Source organism: Streptomyces sp. CB02366 (assembly GCF_001905905.1).
GTDB lineage: Bacteria > Actinomycetota > Actinomycetes > Streptomycetales > Streptomycetaceae > Streptomyces.
The window spans coordinates 60,850-82,324 of record NZ_LIVT01000011.1 but is presented as its reverse complement, the minus strand read 5'-3'; the positions used below and the strand labels follow the sequence as shown (position 1 = coordinate 82,324).

Here is a 21,475-nt window from a genome sequence, read left to right as displayed (position 1 = left end):
CCTGTGCGTCCCGGACCGCCCGGGCCCGTACCCGTACACCCCGGTCACAGGCGAGAGGCCGGTGCACCGCTTCCGCGCGGTGCACCGGCCCCTCGTCGTCCCCGCCTCCCGGTCCCGCCGGGCCCGGGCTACTCCGTCTTGATCGCCGTCAGCATGTTGAGCTTCGCGGCGCTGCGGGCGGGCCACAGCGAGGCGAGGACGCCGACCAGCGCGGCCAGGAGCAGGAAGACTCCGAGCCGGTCCCAGGGGATGACCAGGGCGTAGCCGGGGATGTCGGCGGACAGGGTCCGGCCGATCGCCCAGCCGAGGAAGACTCCGAGGCCGACCCCGATCACCGCGCCGAAGACCGAGATGACCACGGCCTCCAGACGGACCATCCGCTTGACGCGGCCCCGGTCGAGACCGATCGCGCGGAGCATGCCGATCTCCTGCTGGCGCTCGAACACCGACATCGCCAGGGTGTTGACGACCCCGAGGACCGCGATCAGCAGGGCCATGGCGAGCAGCCCGTACATGATGTTCAGGGCGGTGTTGATGAAGCCGCCGAACATGTCACGGATGTCCTGCCGGTCCATGACGCTCATCGCCGGGTTGTCGCCGAGCGCGTCCACGACGGCCTGCTCGTTGGCCTTGCTCGCGCCGCCGTCCGCCTTGATCCAGATCTCGCGGATCTCGGGCCGGGTGGAGGCGCTGTGCTCGTCGGCCAGCTCCTTGGGGATCACGAAGGGGGAGAGGAACTCGTTCTCCTTGTAGACCGCCCCGACCTTCAGCTCGCCCTTCTTCTCGTCGTCGAACTTCACCGGCAGGGTGTCGCCGGTCTTCCAGCCGTTCTCCTTCGCGGTCTTGGACCCGACCGCGACCTGACCGTCCTTGAGGGAGGCCAGCGAGCCGGACTCGACCGTCAGCGAGAAGACCTGCTCCACATCGCCCGGCGTGACGGCGGAGGCGGAGTGGTACTCGCCGTCCACCTCGAACCACGCCGCCTGCTGCGGGGAGAGCGCGGTGACGCCGTCCGCCTTCGACAGGGCCCGGAGCGCGGACTCGTCGAGCGAGTCGCCGCTGGCCATCGAGACCATGTAGTCGGCCTTGATGTTGTCGGTGGTCATCTTGTCGATGGCCTGGCCGAGCGTGACGCCGAGCACCGAGATGCCGGTGACCAGGGTCAGCCCGATGGCCAGGGCGGAGGCGGTGGCTCCGGTGCGTCGCGGGTTGCGGACCGCGTTCTGCGACGCCAGCTTCCCGGAGACGCCGAACACCTTCTTCAGCGCCGGCCGGACCAGGGCGATCACCGGGCGGGACAGCAGCGGGATCAGGATGATGACGCCGATCAGGGCGAAGAACGCGCCGGCCGCGATCAGCTGCCGGCCGGACGTGCCGCCGCTCGCCGCGCCGCCGACGATGCCGGCGGAACCGAGCAGGGTGATGACGCCGCCGATCGAGTTCCGTACGACGAGGGACTTCACGGAAGCGGTCGCGTGGACGCTGCTCATCGCGGCGACCGGGGCGATCTTCGCGGCCCGGCGGGCGGGCAGCCAGGCGGCCAGCACGGTGATCAGGATGCCGACCGCGAAGGCGGAGCCGACGGCGGTCGGGGAGACGATCAGCGGACCGGCGGGGATCTTGCCGCCCATGAGGCCCATCGCGGAGCGCAGACCGGTGGCGAGACCGAGGCCGAGGAGGAAGCCGATCACCGAGGCGAGCGTGCCGACGACGCCGGCCTCCAGCAGCACCGAGCGCTTGACCTGGCGGCGGGTGGCGCCGATGGCGCGCATCAGGGCCAGCTCACGGGTGCGCTGGGCGATCAGCATGGTGAAGGTGTTGGCGATGAGGAAGACGCCCACGAACAGGGCGATGCCCGCGAAGGCCAGCAGCATGGTGTTGAGGCTGGTCAGACCGGACTCGATGTCCTTCGCCTGCCGGTCGGCCAGCGCCTTGCCGGTCTGCGCGGTGGCGTCCTTCGGCAGCAGCGGGGTGATCTCGTCCAGCAGTTTCCGGTCCGATACGCCTGCCTCGGCGGAGACCGTGGCGTTCTGGAACACGCCGGGCTTCAGGTAGAGCTGCTGGGCGGTCGCGGTGTCGAACAGCACGAGGCTGCCGCCCGCGTTCACCGCACCGTCCTCGGTGGTGAAGATCCCCGAGAGGGTGTACTCCTTCACCGGGCCGTTGGTGGCGACCCGCACCGGGTCGCCGACGCGGTACTCGCCCTTGCTCGCGGTGTCCTTGTCGAGCGCGACCGAACCGTTCTTCGCCGGGCCGGAGCCGTCGGTGAAGACGTAGCTCGCGTCCTCGCCGTCCTTGCCGGGGGCGAAGTTCGCGCCGGTGTTGGACCAGCCGTTGCCGATCAGCTTGCCGTCCGGGTCGGCGACCCCGGCGAAACCGGTGACGCGGCCGGTGACGGAGGCCACGCCGTCCAGGCCCCGGATCTTCTCCAGGGTGGCGGCGTCGAGGCCGGGGTTCTTCTCGTCGTCGCCGGCGTACGTCTCGATGGAGACGGCGACGTCGTCGTAGCTCTTGGCGGACTGGTTGCGGAAGGCGTTGCCGAGGGTGTCGGTGAAGACCAGGGTGCCGGAGACGAACGCTACGCCGAGCATGACGGCGAGCACGGTCATCAGCAGCCTGGCCTTGTGCGCGAGCACATTGCGCAGGGCGGTACGGAACATGTCTGTGTCCTGGGATGGGTTCCGGGGATGCGGAAGGGGGAGGGCAGGGGGGCGCACGCGTACGGAAGGCCGTACGCGGAGGCCGGGCGGCGACCGGTCGGTACGGGGCGACCGGCCGGGGCGTCAGCTGGTGCGGCCCTTCGCGTCGAACGCCTTCATCCGGTCGAGGACCCCTTCGGCGGTCGGCCGCATCATCTGGTCGACGACCGCGCCGTCCGCGAGGAAGACGACCCGGTCCGCGTAGGAGGCGGCCACCGGGTCGTGGGTCACCATCACCACGGTCTGACCCAGGTCGCGCACCGAGTTGCGCAGGAAGCCGAGGACCTCGGCGCCGGAGCGGGAGTCCAGGTTCCCGGTCGGCTCGTCACCGAAGATGATCTCGGGCTGCGAGGCCAGGGCGCGGGCCACGGCGACGCGCTGCTGCTGACCGCCGGACAGCTCGGTCGGGCGGTGCTTCAGCCGGTCCGAGAGCCCCACCATGTCGATCACCTTCTGCAACCACGCGGCGTCCGGCTTCCGGCCCGCGATGTCCATCGGCAGCGTGATGTTCTCCAGCGCGGTGAGGGTCGGCAGCAGGTTGAACGCCTGGAAGATGAAGCCGATCTTGTCCCGGCGCAACTGCGTGAGCTGCTTGTCCTTCAGCGTGGAGAGCTCGGTCTCGCCGATGCGCACCGAACCGCTGCTGAAGCTGTCGAGGCCGGCGACGCAGTGCATCAGGGTCGACTTGCCCGAACCGGACGGGCCCATGATCGCGGTGAACTCGCCCTGCGGGAAGTCCACGGTGACCCGGTCCAGAGCGACGACCTGCGTCTCGCCCTCGCCGTAGACCTTCGACAGCTCCGTGGCGCGGGCGGCCACCGTGGTGGGGCGGGGAACGGTGGGGGTGGTGGTCACTGGGACGCTCCTGGTTCGGTGATGCGGATGCCTGGGCCGTACTGAGGCGGGGTTCGACGCCATGCCTCGGGGACTTACTCCATCCTTACGGCCCGATCGCGGCCCGGCGTCCCTCCCGGTGCCCGTTCCCGGGGCCCTCTTGAGTCGCACCGCCGGTACCCGCTCGTCCTCCTCGGGTATGACACCGACCCCGAGGCGGACCCCCGGACCCGGCCGCGTCCGCCCCTCCGCGATCACCCGGAGTGAGCAGCCGGAGGCGCGGGAGGCGGTCGTCGCGGCGGTGCGCGGACGGCGTCGGGGCGGGGGCCCGCGGGGCGCCGGCCCCGAGGGTGGCGCACACCGTGGCGGACCCTGGCGCGGACCTGGCGTGTTGGGCCGTACGAGTGCGGCGACTTTCCGTCAATCCCGGGGGATGCGCGGGCCGCCCGGGATCCGTCGGGGGTGGGTGGTCAGCCCGCCCGGATGTGCTGACGGTCTCTCAAACGGTCAATAAAATAAGACAACATCGCGCCACTGTTCCGCTGATCGAGGGACGGCCCCGGATAGGGTCGGTAGCCATACGCGGAGCCGCGTGGCACGCCCGGATGGTGGAACGTAGACACGGCGAGCTTAAACCTCGCTGCCCCTCGGGGGCGTGCCGGTTCGAGTCCGGCTCCGGGCACCATCTCCTCACCGAGCGTGACCTGCCCGGCCCGCACCGTCACCCCTCTCCCGGCCCCGCGGCCCCCGCGTTCCGGCTGCGCGCGACCGTCCTCCCCGGGCCGCCGCCCCGGCTTCGCGCGGGCCTGCCCGAGGGCCCGGCGGCGGGGTTCCGCCGCGTCCTGCCCGAAAGATCCTCCCCTGGCACTAGGGTGATTCTTTTGCCTACCCATTACTCTTGTGGCAAGGCCACGCAGTGTGGCCATGGAGGAGTGAAATGAGGAGCAGCAACCCGGTCTTCTCGCGACGGGGCTTCAGCCGCGACAACGGCCACGCGGGCTTCAACGCGGCGCCGCAGGCCGGGGCCCCCGCGACGGGCAACCCGTACGCACAGGGCACCGCCGCCAACCCGTACGCCACCAACCCCTACGCGCAGACGGACCTCCACGGAGCCCCGGCTCCCGCCCGTCCGGACGCGATGACCATCGACGACGTGGTGACGCGTACGGCGATGACCCTCGGCACCGTGATCGTGGCCGCCGCCGCCGCGTGGTGGGCCATGCCGGTCGACCAGGCGAACCTGGGCAGCGCCTACGGCGTGGCCATCGGCGCCGCGCTCATCGGCTTCGTGCTGTCCCTGGTCAACTCGTTCAAGCGCCGGCCCTCGCCGCCGCTGATCCTGACGTACGCCGCGTTCGAGGGCGTCTTCCTCGGCATCGTCAGCAACATCGTCAGCATGTACGTCGCCCCCGGGGCGGCGATGCAGGCGGTGCTCGGCACCATGGCGGTCTTCGCCGGTGTGCTGATCGCCTACCGCACCGGGCTGATCCGGGTCACGCGCCGCTTCTACGGCTTCGTGATGGCGGCCGCCATCGGCTTCATGCTGCTGATGACGGTCAACCTCCTGTTCGCCGTCTTCGGCGGCGGTGACGGCCTCGGCTTCCGCAGCGGCGCGCTCGGCATCGTCTTCGGCATCGTGGCCATCGTCATCGGCGCGGCCATCCTCGCCCTGAACTTCAAGCAGGTCGAGGACGGCATCGCGTACGGCGCTCCGCGCGAGGAGGCGTGGCTGGCCGCCTTCGGCCTGACCGTCACCCTGGTGTGGATCTACGTCGAGATGCTGCGCCTGGTCGCGATCCTCAGCGGCGACGACTGACCCGCCCCGCCGCCCCGCGGTGACCGCGAGGGCGTGGAGTACCGGAACGGCCCGCAGGCCACGTGCCTGCGGGCCGTTCCGCGTGCGGAGGGGGGCCGGGGAGCGTTCCGCGGGGCGGGGTGCGCCGCCCGGGGCGTTGGCGGCCGTGCGGGAGGGGCGCGTAGGGTCGGCCGCGTGCTCGATACGACGCCCCTGATCCAGGCCGTGGACCGATTCGCCGACCGGCTGCGCTCGGCCCCGCAGAGCCGCCTCCAGCGCGGTGCGGCCGCCGAGGCGCTGGCCGCCGCGCGCGAGCTCGCCGTACGGGCCCAGCGCCTGGAGGACCCGGCCGCCGAACCGCGGGAGCTGCCGGACGCCGGGATGTTCGCGGTCGGCGACCAGGTCGCCGTCGCCGGTCGGGACCTGGCCGTGGCACTGGAAACGGCCTCGTCCCGGGAGCTGGACGAGGCCGTGCGGTATGTGGGGGAAGCGGCGGCGCGGACGTTCGCCTGAGCCGCGGCCCCGCGCGTGCGCGGTGGAGCGGGGCGGGGCGGGTCCTCGCGCGTTACCTCCCGCGAGCCGCGCCCGGCGGACGAGGCGGTCAGAACGAGGCGATGACCCGGTCCGCGAGGATGTAGACGTTGTCCTCACCGCAGGAGAAGGTCAGCGCGTAGGCGCCCGAGACGCCCGAGCCGCCCAGCAGCACCGGCTGCCGGCCCGCCCGCAGCGCCTCCGCGAGCCGCTCGGCGGTCTCGCGGTGGCCGGGGGTCATGCAGAGCGTGGTGCCGTCGGCGAAGACGTACACGTCGAGCGTGCCCAGCGGGCCGGGCCGCACGTCCGTCAGCTCGGTCGCCGTGACGGCCAGCTCCTCCAGCCGGTTCACGGTGCGCTCGTGATCGGTGACCACCGGCGTCTGCACGGGAACGAAGTCCGGGTGCGAGGGGTGGCGGCGGCGGGCGGCGGCCAGCTCGGGGGAGTCCTCGGTGAACTCCGTGACCTCCGCGACGTCCGCCATCTCGGGAAGGTCGGTCAGCTCACTGATCTCGTGCTCCGCGAGCGTCCGCTCGCTCAGCTCCACGAGCTCCTCCATGGCCTCGGCCGCTTCGAGATCCATCGACTCCAGACCGGCGAAGTCGGCCTGCCGGGGCAGGTAGTACGGGGCGTCGTCGCCGAGGCCGGACAGGCCCCCCAGCAGGGACGGGGCGTCCGCGGCGTCGCGGGCCTCCTGGGCGGCCCAGAAGGCGCGCGCCTCGGCCAGCTCCCGCTCCCGCTCCTCGGCCAGCGCCTCGGCCACGGCCGCGCGTATCTCCTCGGCCGGAGTGGCCGCGCTGCGGCTCTGGGGCGGCACGGACGCGCCGAGAGCGCGGCCGGCGGCCAGCTCCGTGCGCAGCGCGACGACCTGCTTGCGCAGCCCGTGAGCGGCGTGCAGCGCGGCGGCGCCGACGGCCGTGGCAGCGGCGGTGGTCAGCAACAGGGCAAACGGCATGGCGCTCACTGACATACTCCCGGTTCCATCGATACCCCCGACTTCCTACATCAGCTTGGCCTGTACCGGTACGGGCTGTCAGTGCATTACGTCACGAAATGGACAGGTCTTTCGGTCCTCGGTCCCCCCGTACAACTGCGCTGACCTGCGGAAACAGCGCTCCCCCGGGACGCAGATCACATCCTGGGGGAGATTCGGTCACGGTCGGGGCTCGACAGGGTTGGCCCCGCCGCCCGTGCCCGTGGTCGCGCTGGGCCTCGCCTGCGCTGCGGGCAGGTGCCGCACTCGTGCCTCGCGCGGCCCCTACCCTCCGCTACGGCTCAGCTCAGCCGCTCTGTGCCGATGGTCGCGCTGGGCTTCGCCTGCGCTGCGGGCAGGCGCCGCACTCGTGCCTCGCGCGGCCCCTACCCTCCGCTACGGCTCAGCTCAGCCGCTCGATCACCATCGCCATGCCCTGGCCGCCGCCCACGCACATCGTCTCCAGGCCGAACTGCTTGTCGTGGAACTGGAGGCTGTTGATCAGCGTGCCGGTGATGCGGGCGCCGGTCATGCCGAAGGGGTGGCCGACCGCGATCGCGCCGCCGTTGACGTTGACCTTGTCCAGCGGCAGGCCCAGGTCCCGGTAGGAGGGGATGACCTGCGCGGCGAACGCCTCGTTGATCTCGGCGAGGTCGATGTCGTCGATGGTCAGGCCCGCCCGCCTCAGCGCCTGCTTGCTGGCCTCGACCGGGCCGTACCCCATGATCTCGGGGGAGAGGCCGGAGACGCCCGTGGAGACGATCCGGGCCAGCGGGGTCAGACCCAGCTCGCGGGCCTTGGTGTCGGACATGATCACCAGAGCGGCCGCACCGTCGTTCAGCGGGCAGCAGTTGGCCGCGGTGACCAGGCCGTCGGGGCGGAAGACCGGCTTCAGCCCCTGCACGCCTTCCAGGGTGACGCCCGCGCGCGGGCCGTCGTCCTTGGCGACGACGGTGCCGTCGGGGGTGGTGACCGGGGTGATCTCCCGCTCCCAGAAGCCGTTCTTCAGGGCTTCCTCGGCCAGGTTCTGCGACCGTACGCCGAACTCGTCCATGTCCTGGCGGGTGACGCCCTTGAGCCGGGCCAGGTTCTCCGCCGTCTGCCCCATCGCGATGTAGGCGTCCGGGACGAGGCCGTCCTCGCGCGGGTCGTGCCAGCTCGCGCCGGACTCCTCGGCGCGGGCGGCGGTACGGGCCTCGGCCTCGGCGAACAGCGGGTTGTGCGTGTCCGGGAGGCTGTCGGAGTTGCCCTTGGTGAAGCGGGACACCATCTCCACGCCGGCCGAGATGAAGACGTCGCCCTCGCCCGCCTTGATCGCGTGCAGCGCCATCCGGCTGGTCTGCAGCGAGGAGGAGCAGTAGCGGGTGACCGTACAGCCGGGGAGGTGGTCCATCCCCATCTGCACGGCGATGACGCGACCCAGATTGTTGCCCTGCTCGCCGCCCGGCAGGCCGCAGCCCAGCATCAGGTCGTCGATGTCCTTCGGGTCCAGCTCGGGGACCTTGGCCAGCGCGGTCTGGATGATCGTGGCGGTCAGGTCGTCCGCGCGGAGGTCCTTCAGGGATCCCTTGAAGGCGCGGCCGATCGGCGAACGGGCGGCAGAGACGATCACGGCTTCGGGCATCACGCGGCTCCAAGAGGCTGGAAGGGTGTACGACGGGCTGGAGGGGTCTGACGGCGGACCGGCGGGTTCTGCTGACAGGCGGAACTCCTCTGGAAGTTACCCGGACGTATCGCCGGGGTCACCGGGGAGGCCATGTGATGCGGACCTCTTTTCTAAGCGCTTGCTCAGGTCGTGTGCCGGGGCGGGGCGGCGTCCGGGCGAGCCCCGGCCCGGGCCCGGCGCCCCTACGCGTGCCCGGGGGCGGTGTCCGGGTGGGCGTGCGGCGTGGGCTCCGTGGAGACGGGCAGGCGCCGCCGTCTGCGGTACTTGAGGAGGGCCCAGGGCGCGCGGGCCCCCGTGACCTCCGTACCGGCCTCCCGGGCCGCCTGGGACGCGGCCTTCGCCACCGGGAGGATGTCCTCGCGCCGGGAGCCGTCCAGCCGGTCGCTCTCCGGCCACAGGCCCAGCACCGCGCACAGGGTCGGCAGCACCGCCATGGCCGCCGTGGCGTACCCCTCGGCGGAGGGGTGGTAGTTGTCCGGGCCGAACAGCTCCCTCGGGTTCGCGGCGAACTCGGGGCCCAGCAGGTCGCCCAGCGACACCGTGCGCCCGCCCTGCTCGACCACGCCGATCGTCTGCGCCGCCGCCAGCTGCCGGCTCACACGGCGGGCCAGCCAGCGCAACGGCTGGTAGACCGGTTCGATCGTGCCGAGGTCCGGACAGGTCCCGACGACCACCTCCGCCCCCGCCGTCCGCAGCCTGCGCACCGCCGTCGTCAGACAGCGCACCGACTGGGTCGCGGGCATCCGGTGGGTGACGTCGTTCGCCCCGATCATGATCACGCAGACGTCCGGGATGCGGGCCGGGTCCGCGAGCAGCACCGACACCTGCCGGTCCAGATCGTCCGACCGGGCCCCCGGCAGGGCCACGTTCCGCAGGTCCACCGGGCGCTCGGCCACCGCCGCGAGGCCCGAGGCCAGCAGGGCGCCGGGCGTCTGCCCGGCCCGGCGCACCCCCTGGCCGGCGGCCGTCGAGTCCCCGAGCATCCCGAGCCGCATCGCGTCGTCCGGCCCGGCGAACGCCACCCCGTACCGTCCGTCCGCGCTCGGCGGAACCGGAGCCGTGCCCCCGCCGACCTGCCTCTTCGCGAGCTGGACCTCCGCCAGGAACACGCCCACGGCGGCCGCGCCGATCAATCCGATGCCGCCACCGCCGTAAGCCGCGCCCGCCGCGATCCGCCGTGCCACCCTCGCCGTCGACACAGTCCGGTCCACCTCCTCCTCGCCGTACAGCCGTACACGTACCTACTTGCCCCGCCGGGGGCTCGGTGTACTCCTTCCCGCACGCACAGTGCGTCCCGTACGCATACTCTGGGCCGGACCATCTCGGAGATCCCGGAGTACACGGTGCAATTCCACGATTCGATGATCAGTCTTGTCGGCAACACCCCGTTGGTGAGGCTGCGCAACGTCACGGCAGGTATCCAGGCGACCGTCCTGGCCAAGGTCGAGTACTTCAACCCCGGCGGGTCGGTGAAGGACCGCATCGCGCTGCGCATGATCGAGGCGGCCGAGCAGAGCGGGGAGCTGAAGCCCGGCGGCACGATCGTCGAGCCGACCAGCGGCAACACGGGCGTCGGGCTCGCCATCGTCGCCCAGCAGAAGGGCTACAAGTGCATCTTCGTCTGCCCTGACAAGGTGTCCACGGACAAGATCAACGTGCTGCGCGCGTACGGCGCCGAGGTCGTCGTCTGCCCCACCGCCGTCGACCCCGAGCACCCCGACTCGTACTACAACGTCTCCGACCGGCTGGTCGCCGAGACGCCGGGCGCCTGGAAGCCGGACCAGTACTCCAACTCGAACAACCCGCGCTCGCACTACGAGACCACCGGTCCCGAGCTGTGGGAGCAGACGGAGGGGAAGATCACCCACTTCGTCGCGGGCGTCGGCACCGGCGGCACGATCAGCGGCACCGGGCGCTACCTCAAGGAGGTCAGCGGCGGTGCGGTCCAGGTCATCGGCGCGGACCCGGAGGGCTCGGTCTACTCCGGCGGCTCCGGCCGTCCGTACCTGGTCGAGGGCGTCGGCGAGGACTTCTGGCCGAGCGCCTACGACCGGAACGTGACCGACGAGATCGTCGCGGTGTCCGACAAGGACTCCTTCCAGATGACCCGTCGCCTCGCCAAGGAGGAGGGCCTGCTCGTCGGCGGCTCCTGCGGCATGGCGGTCGTCGGGGCCCTGGAGGTCGCCAAGCGGCTCGGCCCCGACGACGTCGTCGTGGTGCTGCTCCCCGACAGCGGTCGCGGCTACCTCAGTAAAATCTTCAACGACGAGTGGATGGCCGACTACGGCTTCCTGGAGGACTCCGGCGCCTCCGCCCGGGTCGGCGCGGTCCTGGACTTCAAGGAGGGCCCGATGCCCTCCCTCGTCCACATGCACCCGGAGGAGACGGTCGGCGAGGCCATCGAGGTGCTCCGCGAATACGGCGTCTCCCAGATGCCGATCGTGAAGCCCGGGGCCGGTCACCCGGACGTGATGGCCGCCGAGGTCATCGGCTCCGTCGTGGAGCGGCAGCTGCTGGACGCCCTGTTCACACAGCGCGCCTCGCTGGGCGACCCGCTGGAGAAGCACATGTCGGCCCCGCTGCCGCAGGTCGGCTCGGGCGAGCCGGTCGAGGACCTGATGGCCGTGCTCAGCGGCGCGGACGGCGCGGACGCGGCGATCGTGCTCGTCGAGGGCAAGCCCCAGGGCGTCGTGAGCCGCCAGGACCTGCTGGCGTTCCTCGCCAAGGACGCGGGCGCGGCGAAGGCCTGACACCCCGGCAGGGCGCCCCGGGGCGGGGCTTCGCGGAAACGGAACGAGCGCGTCACGTGTGCGCAGCACTCGCTTAACACGCGTCCGGCACAGTGGCGGGTGTCGGCGGGGAGACCCGCCGGCGCCCAGAACGGCGACACCGGACTACGGAGCGGCTCCCGGACCTCCACCGTCGCCCGGACGCGGGACACCGGCCCTGACCCGGACCGCGTCCCTCGCGGGGACCGCCGTCGTCCCGCCCCCCGGGCGACCGGGGGTGCGGCGGTCCCCGCGACATGCTCCGGACAGGCCGTGCGGACGCCGGCCCGGGGCGAGGCCGTGCCTCAGTCCCGCCAGTCGGACCGTGCCCGCTCGCTCCGGCGGCGGAACAGGGCCCCGCTCCGCGCGGCCTGGAACGCGTTGACGCCGACGATGCCGAGCCAGGCCACGATCAGCCCCTCCAGGTCGGCGTTCACGACACCGATCGCGGACAGCGGCACGGCCAGGACCAGCGACACGATCCCCAGGCCGTGCCGTTCCCCGAAGCTCCCCGGCTCCACCGGACGCGACGGCCGGGCGGCGACCGTCCGCTGCTCGGCGAGCTGGTGGCGGACCCGGCGGTCGAGCGTCGTGTCGAGGCGCTGCTCGACCTTCTCCAGGAATGAGTCGATGAGCGCGGGCTCGTACTCCGCGCCGAGCTCGCCACGCGCCTGGAGGGTGGCGGCGAGCTCCTTCTTGAGCTCGTGGTCACGGGTTTCCATACCGACGACGGTACGGAGTGGGGGCCTTGAGGACACGGGGGCTAACCCCCGCATTGCGTAGGGCTAACCCCCCTGCCACCGGAGGGCTCCGCCTTCGGGCCGGGGACACCGCCCACCACCTTGCATATGGACATACAGCGACCTACCTGGCTGAATGGAACGGTCGGCGTCGGACGGGGCGCGACGGACTCAGCAAGGGGACACCATGAGCGGGAGCAGCCCCGCCGCACGGTTGCAGCGGCTCTTCGAGGGCCACCGGCTCACGCCCACCCAGCGGCGCATCGCGCACTGCATGGTCCGCCGGGCCGCCGACGCGCCGTTCCTCTCCAGCGTCGAGCTGGCGGAGCTGGCCGGGGTCAGCCAGCCCTCCGTCACCCGCTTCGCCGTCGCCCTCGGCTTCGACGGCTATCCGGCGCTGCGCAGGCACCTGCGCGAGGTCGCGCCCGCCGACACGGAGCAGGAGGACGCGGGGGAGACGTACAACGAGTACCAGCAGGCCGTCCGCGCCGAGATCGAGAACCTCCAGCACCTCTGCGACGTGCTCGCCGACCCCGCCCCCGTCGAGCGGGCCGGGCGGCTGCTCGCCGGCTCCCGGCCGCTGCCCGTGCTGGGGCTGCGCGCCGCCTCCTCGCAGGCGCGCGGCTTCGGCTACTTCGCCGCCAAGGTGCACCCCGACGTCCGGGTGCTCGACGAGGGCGGCAGCATGCTGGCCGACCGGATCGACTCCGCCCGCCGCGCCGGGGCCACCGCCCTGATGTGCTTCGCGCTGCCGCGCCACCCCAAGGAGACCGTGGACGCGCTCGCGTACGCCCGGGACCAGGGGCTGACCGTGGTGACCGTCGCGGACTCCGCTTTCGCGCCCGTCGCCCGGCACAGCGATCTGCTGCTCCCGGCGGCGATCGGCTCCGGGCTCTCCTTCGACACCGTCTGCGCGCCGATGCTGCTGGGCAGGGTGCTGCTGGAGGCGATGTGCGACGGGCTGCCCGACGCCCAGGCGCGGCTGGAGGAGTTCGACGCACGGGCGGCGGCGCGCGGCCTGTTCGTGGAGTGAGGGCCCCGGGCCCCGCGCCGCCCCGGACGCGTCAGACCTCCAGTTCCGCCTCGATCTTCTTCAGCTGGTGGCGGGCCATGGCCAGGTTCGCCCGGCTCGCGTCCAGCACCAGGTAGAGGAACAGGCCGTTGCTGCCGCGGGTCCTGAGCAGCCGGATCAGGTGGTACTGGCTGTTGAGGGTGATCAGGATGTCCTCGATCTCCTCCTGGAGCCCCAGGTGCTCCATCGTGCGGAGCTTGGCGCGGATCACGTCGGTGTTGCCCGCGGCGGCGACCTCCAGGTTGAAGTCCTTGCCGCCGCCGAGCGTGCCCAGGGCCATCCCGCTCGTGTAGTCGACGAGCGCGACACCCGTGGCGCCCTCGATCGAACTCATCGCTTCCTTCAAAGACGCTTCGGTGTTCGCCATGGAGGCTCGTTTCCTTTCCGTGGCCGGTCGCGGTGACCGGGTCCGTTTCCGCACCGGCGGCTGTGCCGATTCCGGTGCCGGTTTCCTTGCTGGCTTCGGTGTTGGTCCGTGGGCGGGGCGGTGCGCGGGCCTCCGCGGGACGGCTGAGTCCCGGGGGGCGGTGGTACGGGGTGGGGGGAGCCGGGCGGGCGCGGGCGTTCTACGTCGGGCGCTGCGGCAGGCCGCGGCCCGGCGTGCCGGTGGGGCGCGGGGGCAGGGCACGGGCGGCGGCGGGAGCGGGCCGCTCCACGCGTTCCAGCGCGGCGTCGACGAGTTGGCCGATACGGGCGCCGGAGCGGCGGCCCTCCAGATGGAGCCGGCCGACGTTGATGCGGTCCTCGGCGAGCAGGGTCAGGACGGCGGAGGAGCCTGCGGCGTAGGTGGCGATGTAGCCGTTGCCGCCGCGGACGAGCAGTTCGCGGAAGCCGCCGCGGCCGGTGGCATCCGTCATCCGGATGGAGACGCCGAGGGCGGCGGCGGTGAGGGCGGCGACGCCCTCCGCCTCGACGCCCGGCGTGTCGTGGGCCAGCACCAGGCCGTCGGTGGAGGCGGCCAGCGCCCCGGAGAGCAGGGGGACCCGGGCCCGTAACCGCTGGAGCTCGTCGAGGACATCACGCACTTCGGCCTCGGGCACCATCAGCTGTCTCCTCCCGGCACGCTGTCTGAGCGCGCGTATCACAGGGCCTCCAATGCGTCTCGGAGCCGGCGCAGCAGGGCGACATCGGGGTCGGCCGTCACCTCGGGGAGCGTGATCCGGCCGGATGCCGAGGCGGCGGGCAGCGGTCGGGCCCGGACCGCCTCCACCAGGCCGGCCGCCGCCAGCCGACGCAGGTCGACCAGGACGTGGAAGGCCGAACGGCCCAACTGCCGCGCGATGTCGGAGGCCGTACGGTCCCCGTCGGCCAGCTCCAGGATCCGCCGCTGACGGGCCGGCGCCGGGGCGTCCGAGCCGTACGCGGTCGTCCGCAGCGGCGCGCCGTCGCAGGCGGGGTCGGGCCAGATCCGGTCCAGGAACTCCCGGCGGCGCAGCGTCTCGCGCTCCACGGCGGCCACCGGGACGGGCCGCACGGGACCGATCCAGTGCGCCACCCCGTAACGGAAGCGGGCGGGCGTCCCGGTCGGCGCGAGCGCGAAGAAGGCGGCGTCGTACAGCGCGCCCAGATGGCACAACTCCAGGGCCCCGCCCGGCACATGGCCGCTGTCCACGAGGTAGCGGCCGACCCGGCGGCGGGCCCCGGCCTGTGCCACGGCGTCCCACCAGCCCTCGTGCCGCAGGGCGCCGCCCGCGGTGAGCAGGACGTCGATGCCGGGGGTGGCGGGGCTCTCGGCGTGCACCACCTGGCCGTCGGCGAGGTAGAGCGTGCCGTGGTCGCGCAACAGGGCGCCGGTGGCCCGCTCGGCGGCGAGGCGCCGGAGCATCGGGGAGAGCACCGTGGGCCGGTCGGCGCCGGGGGGTCCGAGGCCGGCGGCTATCGCGCTCATGCCAGCACCAGGCGTTCGGCCAGCTCGCCGAGGCGCATCCGGGCGAGCGCGAGGTTGCCCTCGGAGCGGTTCAGCCACAGGTGCAGGAAGACGCTGCTGTCGAAGGCGGTCTCGACGAAGCGGAGCATGTGGTAGCCGTCATGGGTGGTGACGATGACGTCCTCGACGGGCGGCCCCGGCGCCTCGGCGGCCGGGTGGCCGCCGTCCGCCGGGGAGAGCCGGGTGAAGGCCGGCTGTTCGGCGGCCATCCGGGCGACCTCCGCGGTCTCGGCGGCGGTGGCCTCGTGGTCGCCGTTGGGGGACTCCCCGATGGTGCCGAGGGCGAGACCGCTCGTCCAGTCGACCACCGCGGCGCCCCGGGCGCCGGGCAGTTTCATGACTTCGAGCAGGCACTCGTCGATTCCGGGCACGCGGATCTCCCCTCCCGACGTGGCGTACGGCTGTGACGCAGAGGCTACGCAACGTGTGTACGCCGGGAGGAGGTTCTGGCATTTTCCTTTGGTACATGCGGTCCGCGGTGTAAAGGAACGGCCGGAACACGGCGTTCGGCCCGGAGCCCGGGGTTCCGTCAGGCGTCCGGGGCGCCGGACCTCTCGCGGGCCGTCATCACCGCCCTGTTGACGGCCCACAGCCCGATGCCGATGAGCAGCAGGACCCCGGCCCGTACGTACACGTCGGCGCCCCGGTCGGCCAGCGGGCTCGCCAGGACCAGCGAGGTGAGCGCGCCGAGGACGGGCAGGGCCGTGGGCGTACGGAAGTGGCGGTGCTCCACCCGGTCCTTGCGCAGCACCAGTACGGCGCTGTTGACCAGGGCGAACACGCACAGGAGCAGGAACGAGGTGGTGTCGCCGAGCCCCTCGATCTCTCCGGTGGACACCAGGCCGATCGCCAGGGCGGAGACGAAGACGATCCCCGTCCAGGGGGTGCGCCGGCCTGCCAGCACCTTCCCCATCGCGGGCGGCAGGATGCGCTCGTTGGCCATGCCGTAACAGAGCCGCGAGGCCATCATGATGTTGATCAGTGCCGAGTTGGTGACGGCGAACAGGGCGATCAGCGCGAACAGTTTCGGCGGGAAATCGACGCCCCCCGCCTTCACCACCTCCAGCAGCGGGCCGCTGGAGTCCGCCAGCGTGCGGGAGTCGACCAGGAGCGAGGAGACCAGGGCGACCAGGACGTAGACGGTGCCGGTGAACCCCACCCCGATGAAGATCGCCCGGGGGAAGTCGCGGGCCGGGTTCTTCGTCTCCTCGGCCATGTTGACCGAATCCTCGAAGCCCACGAACGCGAAGAAGCCGAGCGCGGTGGCGCCGAGGACGCCGGTGAGCAGCGCGTACCCGGTGCCGCCGGTCTCGATCCGGATCAGCCGGCCCGGTTCGCCCCCGCCGCTGAACACGGCGTACGCGCCGATCGCGAGGATCACCGCCAGCCCGCCCGCCTCGACCAGGGTCAGCACGACGTTCGCCTTCACCGACTCCGCGACCCCGCGCAGGTTGATCGCGGCGAGGGCGAGCACGAACAGGACCGCGATCAGGGTCGGCGGCACCGCGTCCGTGAACTCGCCCAGGTAGTCGCCGCTGAACGCCCGCGCCGCCGCACTGGCGGAGGAGAGGCCCGAACACATCACCATGAAGGCGACGACGAAGGTCAGGAAGGGGACCTTGAACGCCTTCTGGGTGTAGAGCGCCGCACCGGCCGCCTTCGGGTACTTGCCGACGAGCTCGACGTACGAGGCCGCCGTCAGCAGGGCGACGGCGAAGCCGATCGCGAACGGCAGCCAGAGCGCTCCGCCGACCTTTCCGGCCACGTTCCCGGTGGTGGCGTAGATGCCGGTGCCCAGGATGTCGCCGATGACGAAGAGGATCAGCAGCCTGGGGCCCAGCGCCCGTTTGAGCGGCGGCGACCCGCCGGTGCTCGCGGGGCCGTCGGCGGCCCCGGGGCCGCGAGGGCCGGCGGGGCCGCCGGTCGCGGGCGTGCCGGATCTGCTCATCGCTGCCTCCGGGACGGACGCCGGGACGGTAGGAGGGTGTCTTCCCCGCCCCGGCGCGTACCGCACCTGTTGACTACGACTATTCATCGCACCAGGATGTGAATAGTTTTTCACCGTCGCGAGGAGGCACCGCCATGTCAGGACCCCGCCCCGTACGGGCACCGCGCGGCAGCGCGCTCACCGCCCTGGGATGGCAGCAGGAAGCCGCCCTGCGGATGCTGCAGAACAACCTCGACCCCGAGGTCGCGGAGCACCCCGACAAGCTCGTCGTCTACGGCGGAACCGGCAAGGCGGCCCGCGACTGGCGCTCCTTCGACGCGATGGTCCGCACCCTGGAGACGCTGAAGCAGGACGAGACCATGCTCGTCCAGTCCGGCCGCCCGGTCGGCGTCATGCAGACCCACGAGTGGGCGCCGCGCGTGCTCATCGCCAACTCCAACCTGGTCGGGGACTGGGCCAACTGGGAGGAGTTCCGCCGCCTGGAGGCGCTCGGGCTCACCATGTACGGCCAGATGACCGCCGGGTCCTGGATCTACATCGGCACCCAGGGCATCCTCCAGGGCACCTACGAGACCTTCGCCGCCGTCGCCGCGAAGAAGTTCGGCGGCACCCTGGCCGGGACGATCACGCTGACCGCCGGCCTCGGCGGCATGGGCGGCGCCCAGCCGCTCGCCGTCACCATGAACGACGGCGTCGCCCTCGTCGTCGACTGCGACCCGCGCGCCATCGAGCGCCGCATCGAACACCGCTACCTCGACGTCAGGGCCGACAGCCTGGAGCACGCCCTCCAGCTCGCCGTCGAGGCCCGCGACGCCCGCCGCCCCCTCTCCATCGGCCTCCTCGGCAACGCGGCCGAACTGCTGCCCCGGATGCTGGCCGAAGGCGCGCCGATCGACATCGTCACCGACCAGACCAGCGCCCACGACCCGCTGGCCTACCTCCCGCTCGGCGTCGACTTCGACGACATGGCGACGCTCGCCGCCGAGAAGCCCGCCGACTTCACCCGGCGCGCCCGGGAGTCGATGGCCCGTCACGTCGAGGCCATGGTCGGCTTCATGGACGCCGGGGCCGAGGTCTTCGACTACGGCAACTCCATCCGCGGCGAGGCCCGGCTCGCCGGGTACGACCGCGCCTTCGACTTCCCCGGCTTCGTCCCCGCCTACATCCGCCCCCTCTTCTGCGAGGGCAAGGGCCCCTTCCGCTGGGCCGCGCTCTCCGGCGAGGCGTCCGACATCCACAAGACCGACAAGGCGATGCTGGAGCTGTTCCCGGAGAACGAGTCCCTGCACCGGTGGATCACGATGGCCGGGGAACGCGTCCACTTCCAGGGGCTGCCCGCCCGCATCTGCTGGCTCGGCTACGGCGAGCGCGACAAGGCCGGCGAGCGCTTCAACGACATGGTCGCCAGCGGCGAACTGGCCGCCCCGCTGGCCATCGGCCGCGACCACCTGGACTGCGGCTCCGTCGCCTCCCCGTACCGCGAGACCGAGGCCATGCTCGACGGCTCCGACGCCATCGCCGACTGGCCGCTGCTCAACGCCATGGTCAACGTCGCCTCCGGCGCCTCCTGGGTCTCCCTCCACCACGGCGGCGGCGTCGGCATGGGCCGCTCCATCCACGCGGGCCAGGTCACCGTCGCGGACGGCACGAAGCTCGCGGGCGAGAAGATCCGCCGCGTCCTGACCAACGACCCCGGCATGGGCGTCATCCGGCACGTCGACGCGGGCTACGACATCGCGGAGTCCGTCGCCGCCGACAAGGGCGTCCGCGTGCCCATGACGGAGGACCACTGATGCCCACGGGCGCCCCGGGACAGGGCCCGGCCGGGCCCACCCCTCCCGACCCGGGACGGCAGCCGTGGCGTGCCGGTGACTCCTTCCTCTCGATGTGGCGGGAGCTGGCCCCCCTCGGCCGCCACCCCGGCAGCGGCGGCTACCGGCGCCACGCCTGGACGGGCGCCGACCTCGACTGCCGGGCCTGGTTCCGCGCACAGGCCGAGGCGCGCGGTCTCGTGTACGAGATCGACCGCAACGGCAACCAGTGGGCCTGGCACGGCGACCCCCTGGCCGGGGACGCCGTCGTCACCGGCTCGCACCTGGACTCCGTCCCGGACGGCGGCGCCTTCGACGGCCCGCTCGGCGTGGTGTCCTCCTTCGCCGCGCTCGACGAACTCCACCGCAGGGGAGTGGAGTTCACCCGGCCGCTGGCGATCGCCAACTTCGGCGACGAGGAGGGCGCCCGCTTCGGCCTGGCCTGCGTGGGATCCCGGCTGGCCGCCGGACAGCTCACCGTCGCCGACGCCCACCGGCTGCGCGACGGGGACGGGACCACCCTGCCCGCCGCCATGGAGGCCGCCGGGTACGACCCCGGGACCATCGGCCCCGACCCGGAACGGCTCGCCCGGATCGGCGCGTTCGTCGAACTCCACGTCGAGCAGGGCCGCGCCCTCGACCTGACCGGCGACCCCGTCGGCATCGCCTCCGCCATCTGGCCGCACGGCCGCTGGCGGTTCGACTTCCGGGGCGAGGCCAACCACGCCGGCACCACCCGCCTCGCCGACCGCCGCGACCCGATGCTCACGTACGCGGAGACCGTGCTGGCCGCCCGCCGCGAGGCCGAGCTGACCGGTGCGCTCGCCACCTTCGGCAAGATCGCGGTCGAGCCCAACGGGGTCAACGCCATCCCCTCCCTCGTACGCGGCTGGCTCGACTCCCGCGCCGCCGACCAGGCGACCCTGGACGCCCTCGTCACCGGCGTCGAGCGCGCCGCCCGGGAGTACGCCGACCGGGCGGGGATCGACCTCGACGTGGTCCGCGAGTCGTTCACGCCCGTCGTCGAGTTCGAGCACGCCCTGCGCGACGAACTCGCCAAGATCCTCGAAGGCTCCGGCGACACCCGGCGGCCCGTACCCGTCCTGGGCACCGGCGCGGGCCACGACGCGGGTATTTTGTCCGCCTCGGCCCCCACCGCCATGCTGTTCGTACGGAATCCCACCGGCATCTCGCACTCACCCGCCGAGCACGCCGCCGAGGACGACTGCACGGCCGGGGTGGAGGCGCTCGCCGACGTACTGGAAGGTCTCGCGTGCAGCTGACACACCGGACGACGGGCGCACCCGTCACCGCCGCCTACTGGACGGACCACGCCTGGCTCGGCACGCACGTCGAGCCGGGCGTCACCCTGGAGATCGCGGACGGCCGCATCGCCGGGGTCAGGACCGGGGTCGGGACGCCGCCGCCCGGGGCGACCGTGCTGCGCGGCCTGACCCTGCCCGGCCTCGCCAACACCCACTCGCACGCCTTCCACCGGGCCCTGCGCGCCACCGTCCAGGTGGGCTCGGGCACCTTCTGGACCTGGCGCGAGCTGATGTACCGGACGGCTTCCCGGCTCACCCCGGACACCTACTTCGACCTGGCCCGCGCCACGTACGCCGAAATGGCCCTGGCCGGCATCACCGCCGTCGGGGAATTCCACTACCTCCACCACGCGCCGGGCGGCACCCCCTACGCCGACCCGAACGCCATGGGGGAGGCGCTGATCGCGGCGGCGGCCGAGACCGGCATCCGGATCACCCTGCTGGATACCGCCTACCTGGCCGCCGGGTTCGGCGAGCAGCCCAACCGGCACCAGCTCCGGTTCTCCGACACCACCGCCGAGGCATGGGCGGAGCGCGCCTCCCTCCTCAAGGGCGGCGACCACGCGCTGATCGGCGCGGCGATCCACTCCGTCCGGGCGGTCCCGGCGGACCAACTGGCCACCGTCGTGCGGTGGGCGCAGGAGCGGTCGGCCCCGCTGCACGTCCACCTCTCCGAGCAGACGGCGGAGAACGACGCCTGCCGGGCCGCCCACGGCCGCACCCCCACCCGGCTGCTGGCCGACCACGGGGTGCTCGGCCCGCGCACCACCGGCATCCACAACACCCACCTGACCGAGGCGGACATCGCCCTGTTGGGCTCCTCGGCCACCGGCACCTGCATGTGCCCCACCACCGAACGCGACCTGGCCGACGGCATCGGCCCCGCCGCCGCCCTGCAGAAGGCGGGCTCCCCGCTCTCGCTGGGCAGCGACAGCCACGCCGTGATCGACCTGTTCGAGGAGGCGCGTGCGATGGAGCTGAACGAGCGGCTGCGCACGCACGTCCGGGGCCACTGGACGGCCGCCGCCCTGATCCGGGCCGCCTCCGCCGACGGGCACGCCGCGCTCGGCCGCCCCGACGCGGGCGTGCTGGAACCCGGCGCCCCCGCCGACCTGACCACGGTCGCCCTGGACTCCGTCAGAACGGCAGGGCCGGTGCCCCGACTGGCAGCGGAGGCCGCCGTATTCGCCGCCTCCGCCGCCGATGTGCGGCACACGGTCGTGGCGGGCCGGCACATCGTCCGGGACGGCCGCCACACGCGGGTGGAGGATGTGCCCCGGGCGCTCGCCCGAGCCGTCGCAGCCCTGCACGACTGAGCATCCCGGGGCCCCGCCCCGCACGGCTGAGCACGGTGGTCCCCCGCCCCGCGCCCCCGGGCGCCCCGGA

Annotated in this window: 18 protein-coding genes and 1 tRNA gene; 8 read left to right on the top strand and 11 right to left on the bottom strand. The window is 72.7% G+C overall.

Translation table 11 applies throughout. The features are described from left to right. Positions 1-128: 128 nt before the first annotated feature. A complete protein-coding gene (locus AMK24_RS25590; protein WP_073771235.1) occupies positions 129-2,660 on the bottom strand; it encodes an ABC transporter permease in 2,532 nt (843 codons plus the stop codon). A 123-nt stretch (positions 2,661-2,783) separates the two neighbouring features. Beyond that, the gene (locus AMK24_RS25585) at positions 2,784-3,554 is read right to left on the bottom strand and encodes an ABC transporter ATP-binding protein (RefSeq protein ID WP_073771234.1); all 771 of its coding nucleotides are present in this window, start codon (positions 3,552-3,554) and stop codon (positions 2,784-2,786) included. Between the two features lie 578 nt (positions 3,555-4,132). Here AMK24_RS25585 and AMK24_RS25580 point away from each other — a divergent pair. The 3 genes from AMK24_RS25580 (at position 4,133) to AMK24_RS25570 (ending at position 5,841) form a co-directional block, all read left to right on the top strand. Beyond that, a tRNA-Leu gene (locus tag AMK24_RS25580) sits at positions 4,133-4,218 on the top strand. Between the two features lie 252 nt (positions 4,219-4,470). After that, positions 4,471-5,349, top strand: a complete 879-nt coding sequence (locus tag AMK24_RS25575) for a Bax inhibitor-1/YccA family protein (RefSeq protein ID WP_073771233.1) — start codon at positions 4,471-4,473, stop codon at positions 5,347-5,349. A gap of 174 nt (positions 5,350-5,523) precedes the next feature. Further along, entirely contained in the window at positions 5,524-5,841 is a 318-nt protein-coding gene (locus AMK24_RS25570) for a hypothetical protein (protein ID WP_073771232.1), read from the top strand. An 88-nt stretch (positions 5,842-5,929) separates the two neighbouring features. Here AMK24_RS25570 and AMK24_RS25565 read toward each other — a convergent pair whose 3' ends face one another. The 3 genes from AMK24_RS25565 to AMK24_RS25555 all read right to left on the bottom strand — a co-directional run bounded on the left by AMK24_RS25565 (position 5,930) and on the right by AMK24_RS25555 (position 9,682). Further along, complete coding sequence (locus AMK24_RS25565) at positions 5,930-6,829, bottom strand: hypothetical protein (RefSeq protein WP_242435250.1); 900 nt, start codon at positions 6,827-6,829, stop codon at positions 5,930-5,932. A 406-nt stretch (positions 6,830-7,235) separates the two neighbouring features. After that, positions 7,236-8,456 carry an acetyl-CoA C-acetyltransferase gene (locus tag AMK24_RS25560; RefSeq protein ID WP_073771231.1) on the bottom strand — a complete coding sequence of 407 codons (1,221 nt, stop codon included), beginning with the start codon at positions 8,454-8,456 and terminating at the stop codon, positions 7,236-7,238. Between the two features lie 224 nt (positions 8,457-8,680). After that, positions 8,681-9,682: an SGNH/GDSL hydrolase family protein gene (locus tag AMK24_RS25555; RefSeq protein WP_073771230.1), complete on the bottom strand. Its 1,002-nt coding sequence runs from the start codon at positions 9,680-9,682 to the stop codon at positions 8,681-8,683. 159 nt (positions 9,683-9,841) lie between these two features. Between AMK24_RS25555 and AMK24_RS25550 the strand changes: the two genes are divergently transcribed. Continuing rightward, positions 9,842-11,248, top strand: a complete 1,407-nt coding sequence (locus AMK24_RS25550) for a cystathionine beta-synthase (RefSeq protein ID WP_073771229.1) — start codon at positions 9,842-9,844, stop codon at positions 11,246-11,248. A gap of 323 nt (positions 11,249-11,571) precedes the next feature. Here the strand turns inward: AMK24_RS25550 and AMK24_RS25545 are convergent, their stop codons facing one another. Next, positions 11,572-11,988 carry a hypothetical protein gene (locus tag AMK24_RS25545; RefSeq protein ID WP_073771228.1) on the bottom strand — a complete coding sequence of 139 codons (417 nt, stop codon included), beginning with the start codon at positions 11,986-11,988 and terminating at the stop codon, positions 11,572-11,574. A gap of 205 nt (positions 11,989-12,193) precedes the next feature. Here AMK24_RS25545 and AMK24_RS25540 point away from each other — a divergent pair, with 205 nt between their 5' ends. Continuing rightward, positions 12,194-13,039 (top strand): MurR/RpiR family transcriptional regulator, encoded by an 846-nt coding sequence (locus AMK24_RS25540; protein ID WP_073771227.1) that lies wholly within the window; start codon positions 12,194-12,196, stop codon positions 13,037-13,039. 31 nt (positions 13,040-13,070) lie between these two features. Here AMK24_RS25540 and AMK24_RS25535 read toward each other — a convergent pair whose 3' ends face one another. The 5 genes from AMK24_RS25535 to AMK24_RS25515 form a co-directional block, all read right to left on the bottom strand. Further along, positions 13,071-13,445: a hypothetical protein gene (locus tag AMK24_RS25535; RefSeq protein ID WP_073771226.1), complete on the bottom strand. Its 375-nt coding sequence runs from the start codon at positions 13,443-13,445 to the stop codon at positions 13,071-13,073. 199 nt (positions 13,446-13,644) lie between these two features. Continuing rightward, positions 13,645-14,121: a roadblock/LC7 domain-containing protein gene (locus AMK24_RS25530; RefSeq protein ID WP_073771225.1), complete on the bottom strand. Its 477-nt coding sequence runs from the start codon at positions 14,119-14,121 to the stop codon at positions 13,645-13,647. 38 nt (positions 14,122-14,159) lie between these two features. After that, complete coding sequence (locus AMK24_RS25525) at positions 14,160-14,966, bottom strand: winged helix-turn-helix domain-containing protein (RefSeq protein ID WP_073771224.1); 807 nt, start codon at positions 14,964-14,966, stop codon at positions 14,160-14,162. Continuing rightward, the gene (locus tag AMK24_RS25520) at positions 14,963-15,376 is read right to left on the bottom strand and encodes a hypothetical protein (protein ID WP_073771223.1); all 414 of its coding nucleotides are present in this window, start codon (positions 15,374-15,376) and stop codon (positions 14,963-14,965) included. Before AMK24_RS25520 ends, AMK24_RS25525 begins: the two co-directional genes overlap by 4 nt. Positions 15,377-15,534: 158 nt before the next feature. Beyond that, a complete protein-coding gene (locus AMK24_RS25515; protein ID WP_073771222.1) occupies positions 15,535-16,953 on the bottom strand; it encodes an APC family permease in 1,419 nt (472 codons plus the stop codon). 134 nt (positions 16,954-17,087) lie between these two features. Here AMK24_RS25515 and hutU point away from each other — a divergent pair, with 134 nt between their 5' ends. Genes hutU through AMK24_RS25500 form a run of 3 tightly spaced genes read left to right on the top strand, consistent with a single transcriptional unit; the run spans position 17,088 to position 21,405 of the window. Next, positions 17,088-18,746 (top strand): urocanate hydratase, encoded by a 1,659-nt coding sequence (gene hutU, locus AMK24_RS25510; RefSeq protein WP_073771221.1) that lies wholly within the window; start codon positions 17,088-17,090, stop codon positions 18,744-18,746. Further along, positions 18,746-20,047 (top strand): allantoate amidohydrolase, encoded by a 1,302-nt coding sequence (locus AMK24_RS25505; RefSeq protein ID WP_073771220.1) that lies wholly within the window; start codon positions 18,746-18,748, stop codon positions 20,045-20,047. The genes hutU and AMK24_RS25505 overlap by 1 nt, the downstream gene beginning before the upstream one ends. Beyond that, positions 20,038-21,405 (top strand): formimidoylglutamate deiminase, encoded by a 1,368-nt coding sequence (locus AMK24_RS25500; RefSeq protein WP_073771219.1) that lies wholly within the window; start codon positions 20,038-20,040, stop codon positions 21,403-21,405. Before AMK24_RS25505 ends, AMK24_RS25500 begins: the two co-directional genes overlap by 10 nt. Positions 21,406-21,475: the final 70 nt, after the last annotated feature.

Excerpts from the sequence above, each read along its gene's own strand:
- AMK24_RS25590 (WP_073771235.1), bottom strand. The coding sequence starts at position 2,660 with ATGTTCCGTACCGCCCTGCGCAATGTGCTCGCGCACAAGGCCAGGCTG.
- AMK24_RS25575 (WP_073771233.1), top strand. The coding sequence starts at position 4,471 with ATGAGGAGCAGCAACCCGGTCTTCTCGCGACGGGGCTTCAGCCGCGAC.
- AMK24_RS25565 (WP_242435250.1), bottom strand. The coding sequence starts at position 6,829 with ATGTCAGTGAGCGCCATGCCGTTTGCCCTGTTGCTGACCACCGCCGCT.
- AMK24_RS25560 (WP_073771231.1), bottom strand. The coding sequence starts at position 8,456 with ATGCCCGAAGCCGTGATCGTCTCTGCCGCCCGTTCGCCGATCGGCCGC.
- AMK24_RS25545 (WP_073771228.1), bottom strand. The coding sequence starts at position 11,988 with ATGGAAACCCGTGACCACGAGCTCAAGAAGGAGCTCGCCGCCACCCTC.
- AMK24_RS25540 (WP_073771227.1), top strand. The coding sequence starts at position 12,194 with ATGAGCGGGAGCAGCCCCGCCGCACGGTTGCAGCGGCTCTTCGAGGGC.
- AMK24_RS25535 (WP_073771226.1), bottom strand. The coding sequence starts at position 13,445 with ATGGCGAACACCGAAGCGTCTTTGAAGGAAGCGATGAGTTCGATCGAG.
- AMK24_RS25530 (WP_073771225.1), bottom strand. The coding sequence starts at position 14,121 with ATGGTGCCCGAGGCCGAAGTGCGTGATGTCCTCGACGAGCTCCAGCGG.
- AMK24_RS25525 (WP_073771224.1), bottom strand. The coding sequence starts at position 14,966 with ATGAGCGCGATAGCCGCCGGCCTCGGACCCCCCGGCGCCGACCGGCCC.
- AMK24_RS25515 (WP_073771222.1), bottom strand. The coding sequence starts at position 16,953 with ATGAGCAGATCCGGCACGCCCGCGACCGGCGGCCCCGCCGGCCCTCGC.
- hutU (WP_073771221.1), top strand. The coding sequence starts at position 17,088 with ATGTCAGGACCCCGCCCCGTACGGGCACCGCGCGGCAGCGCGCTCACC.
- AMK24_RS25505 (WP_073771220.1), top strand. The coding sequence starts at position 18,746 with ATGCCCACGGGCGCCCCGGGACAGGGCCCGGCCGGGCCCACCCCTCCC.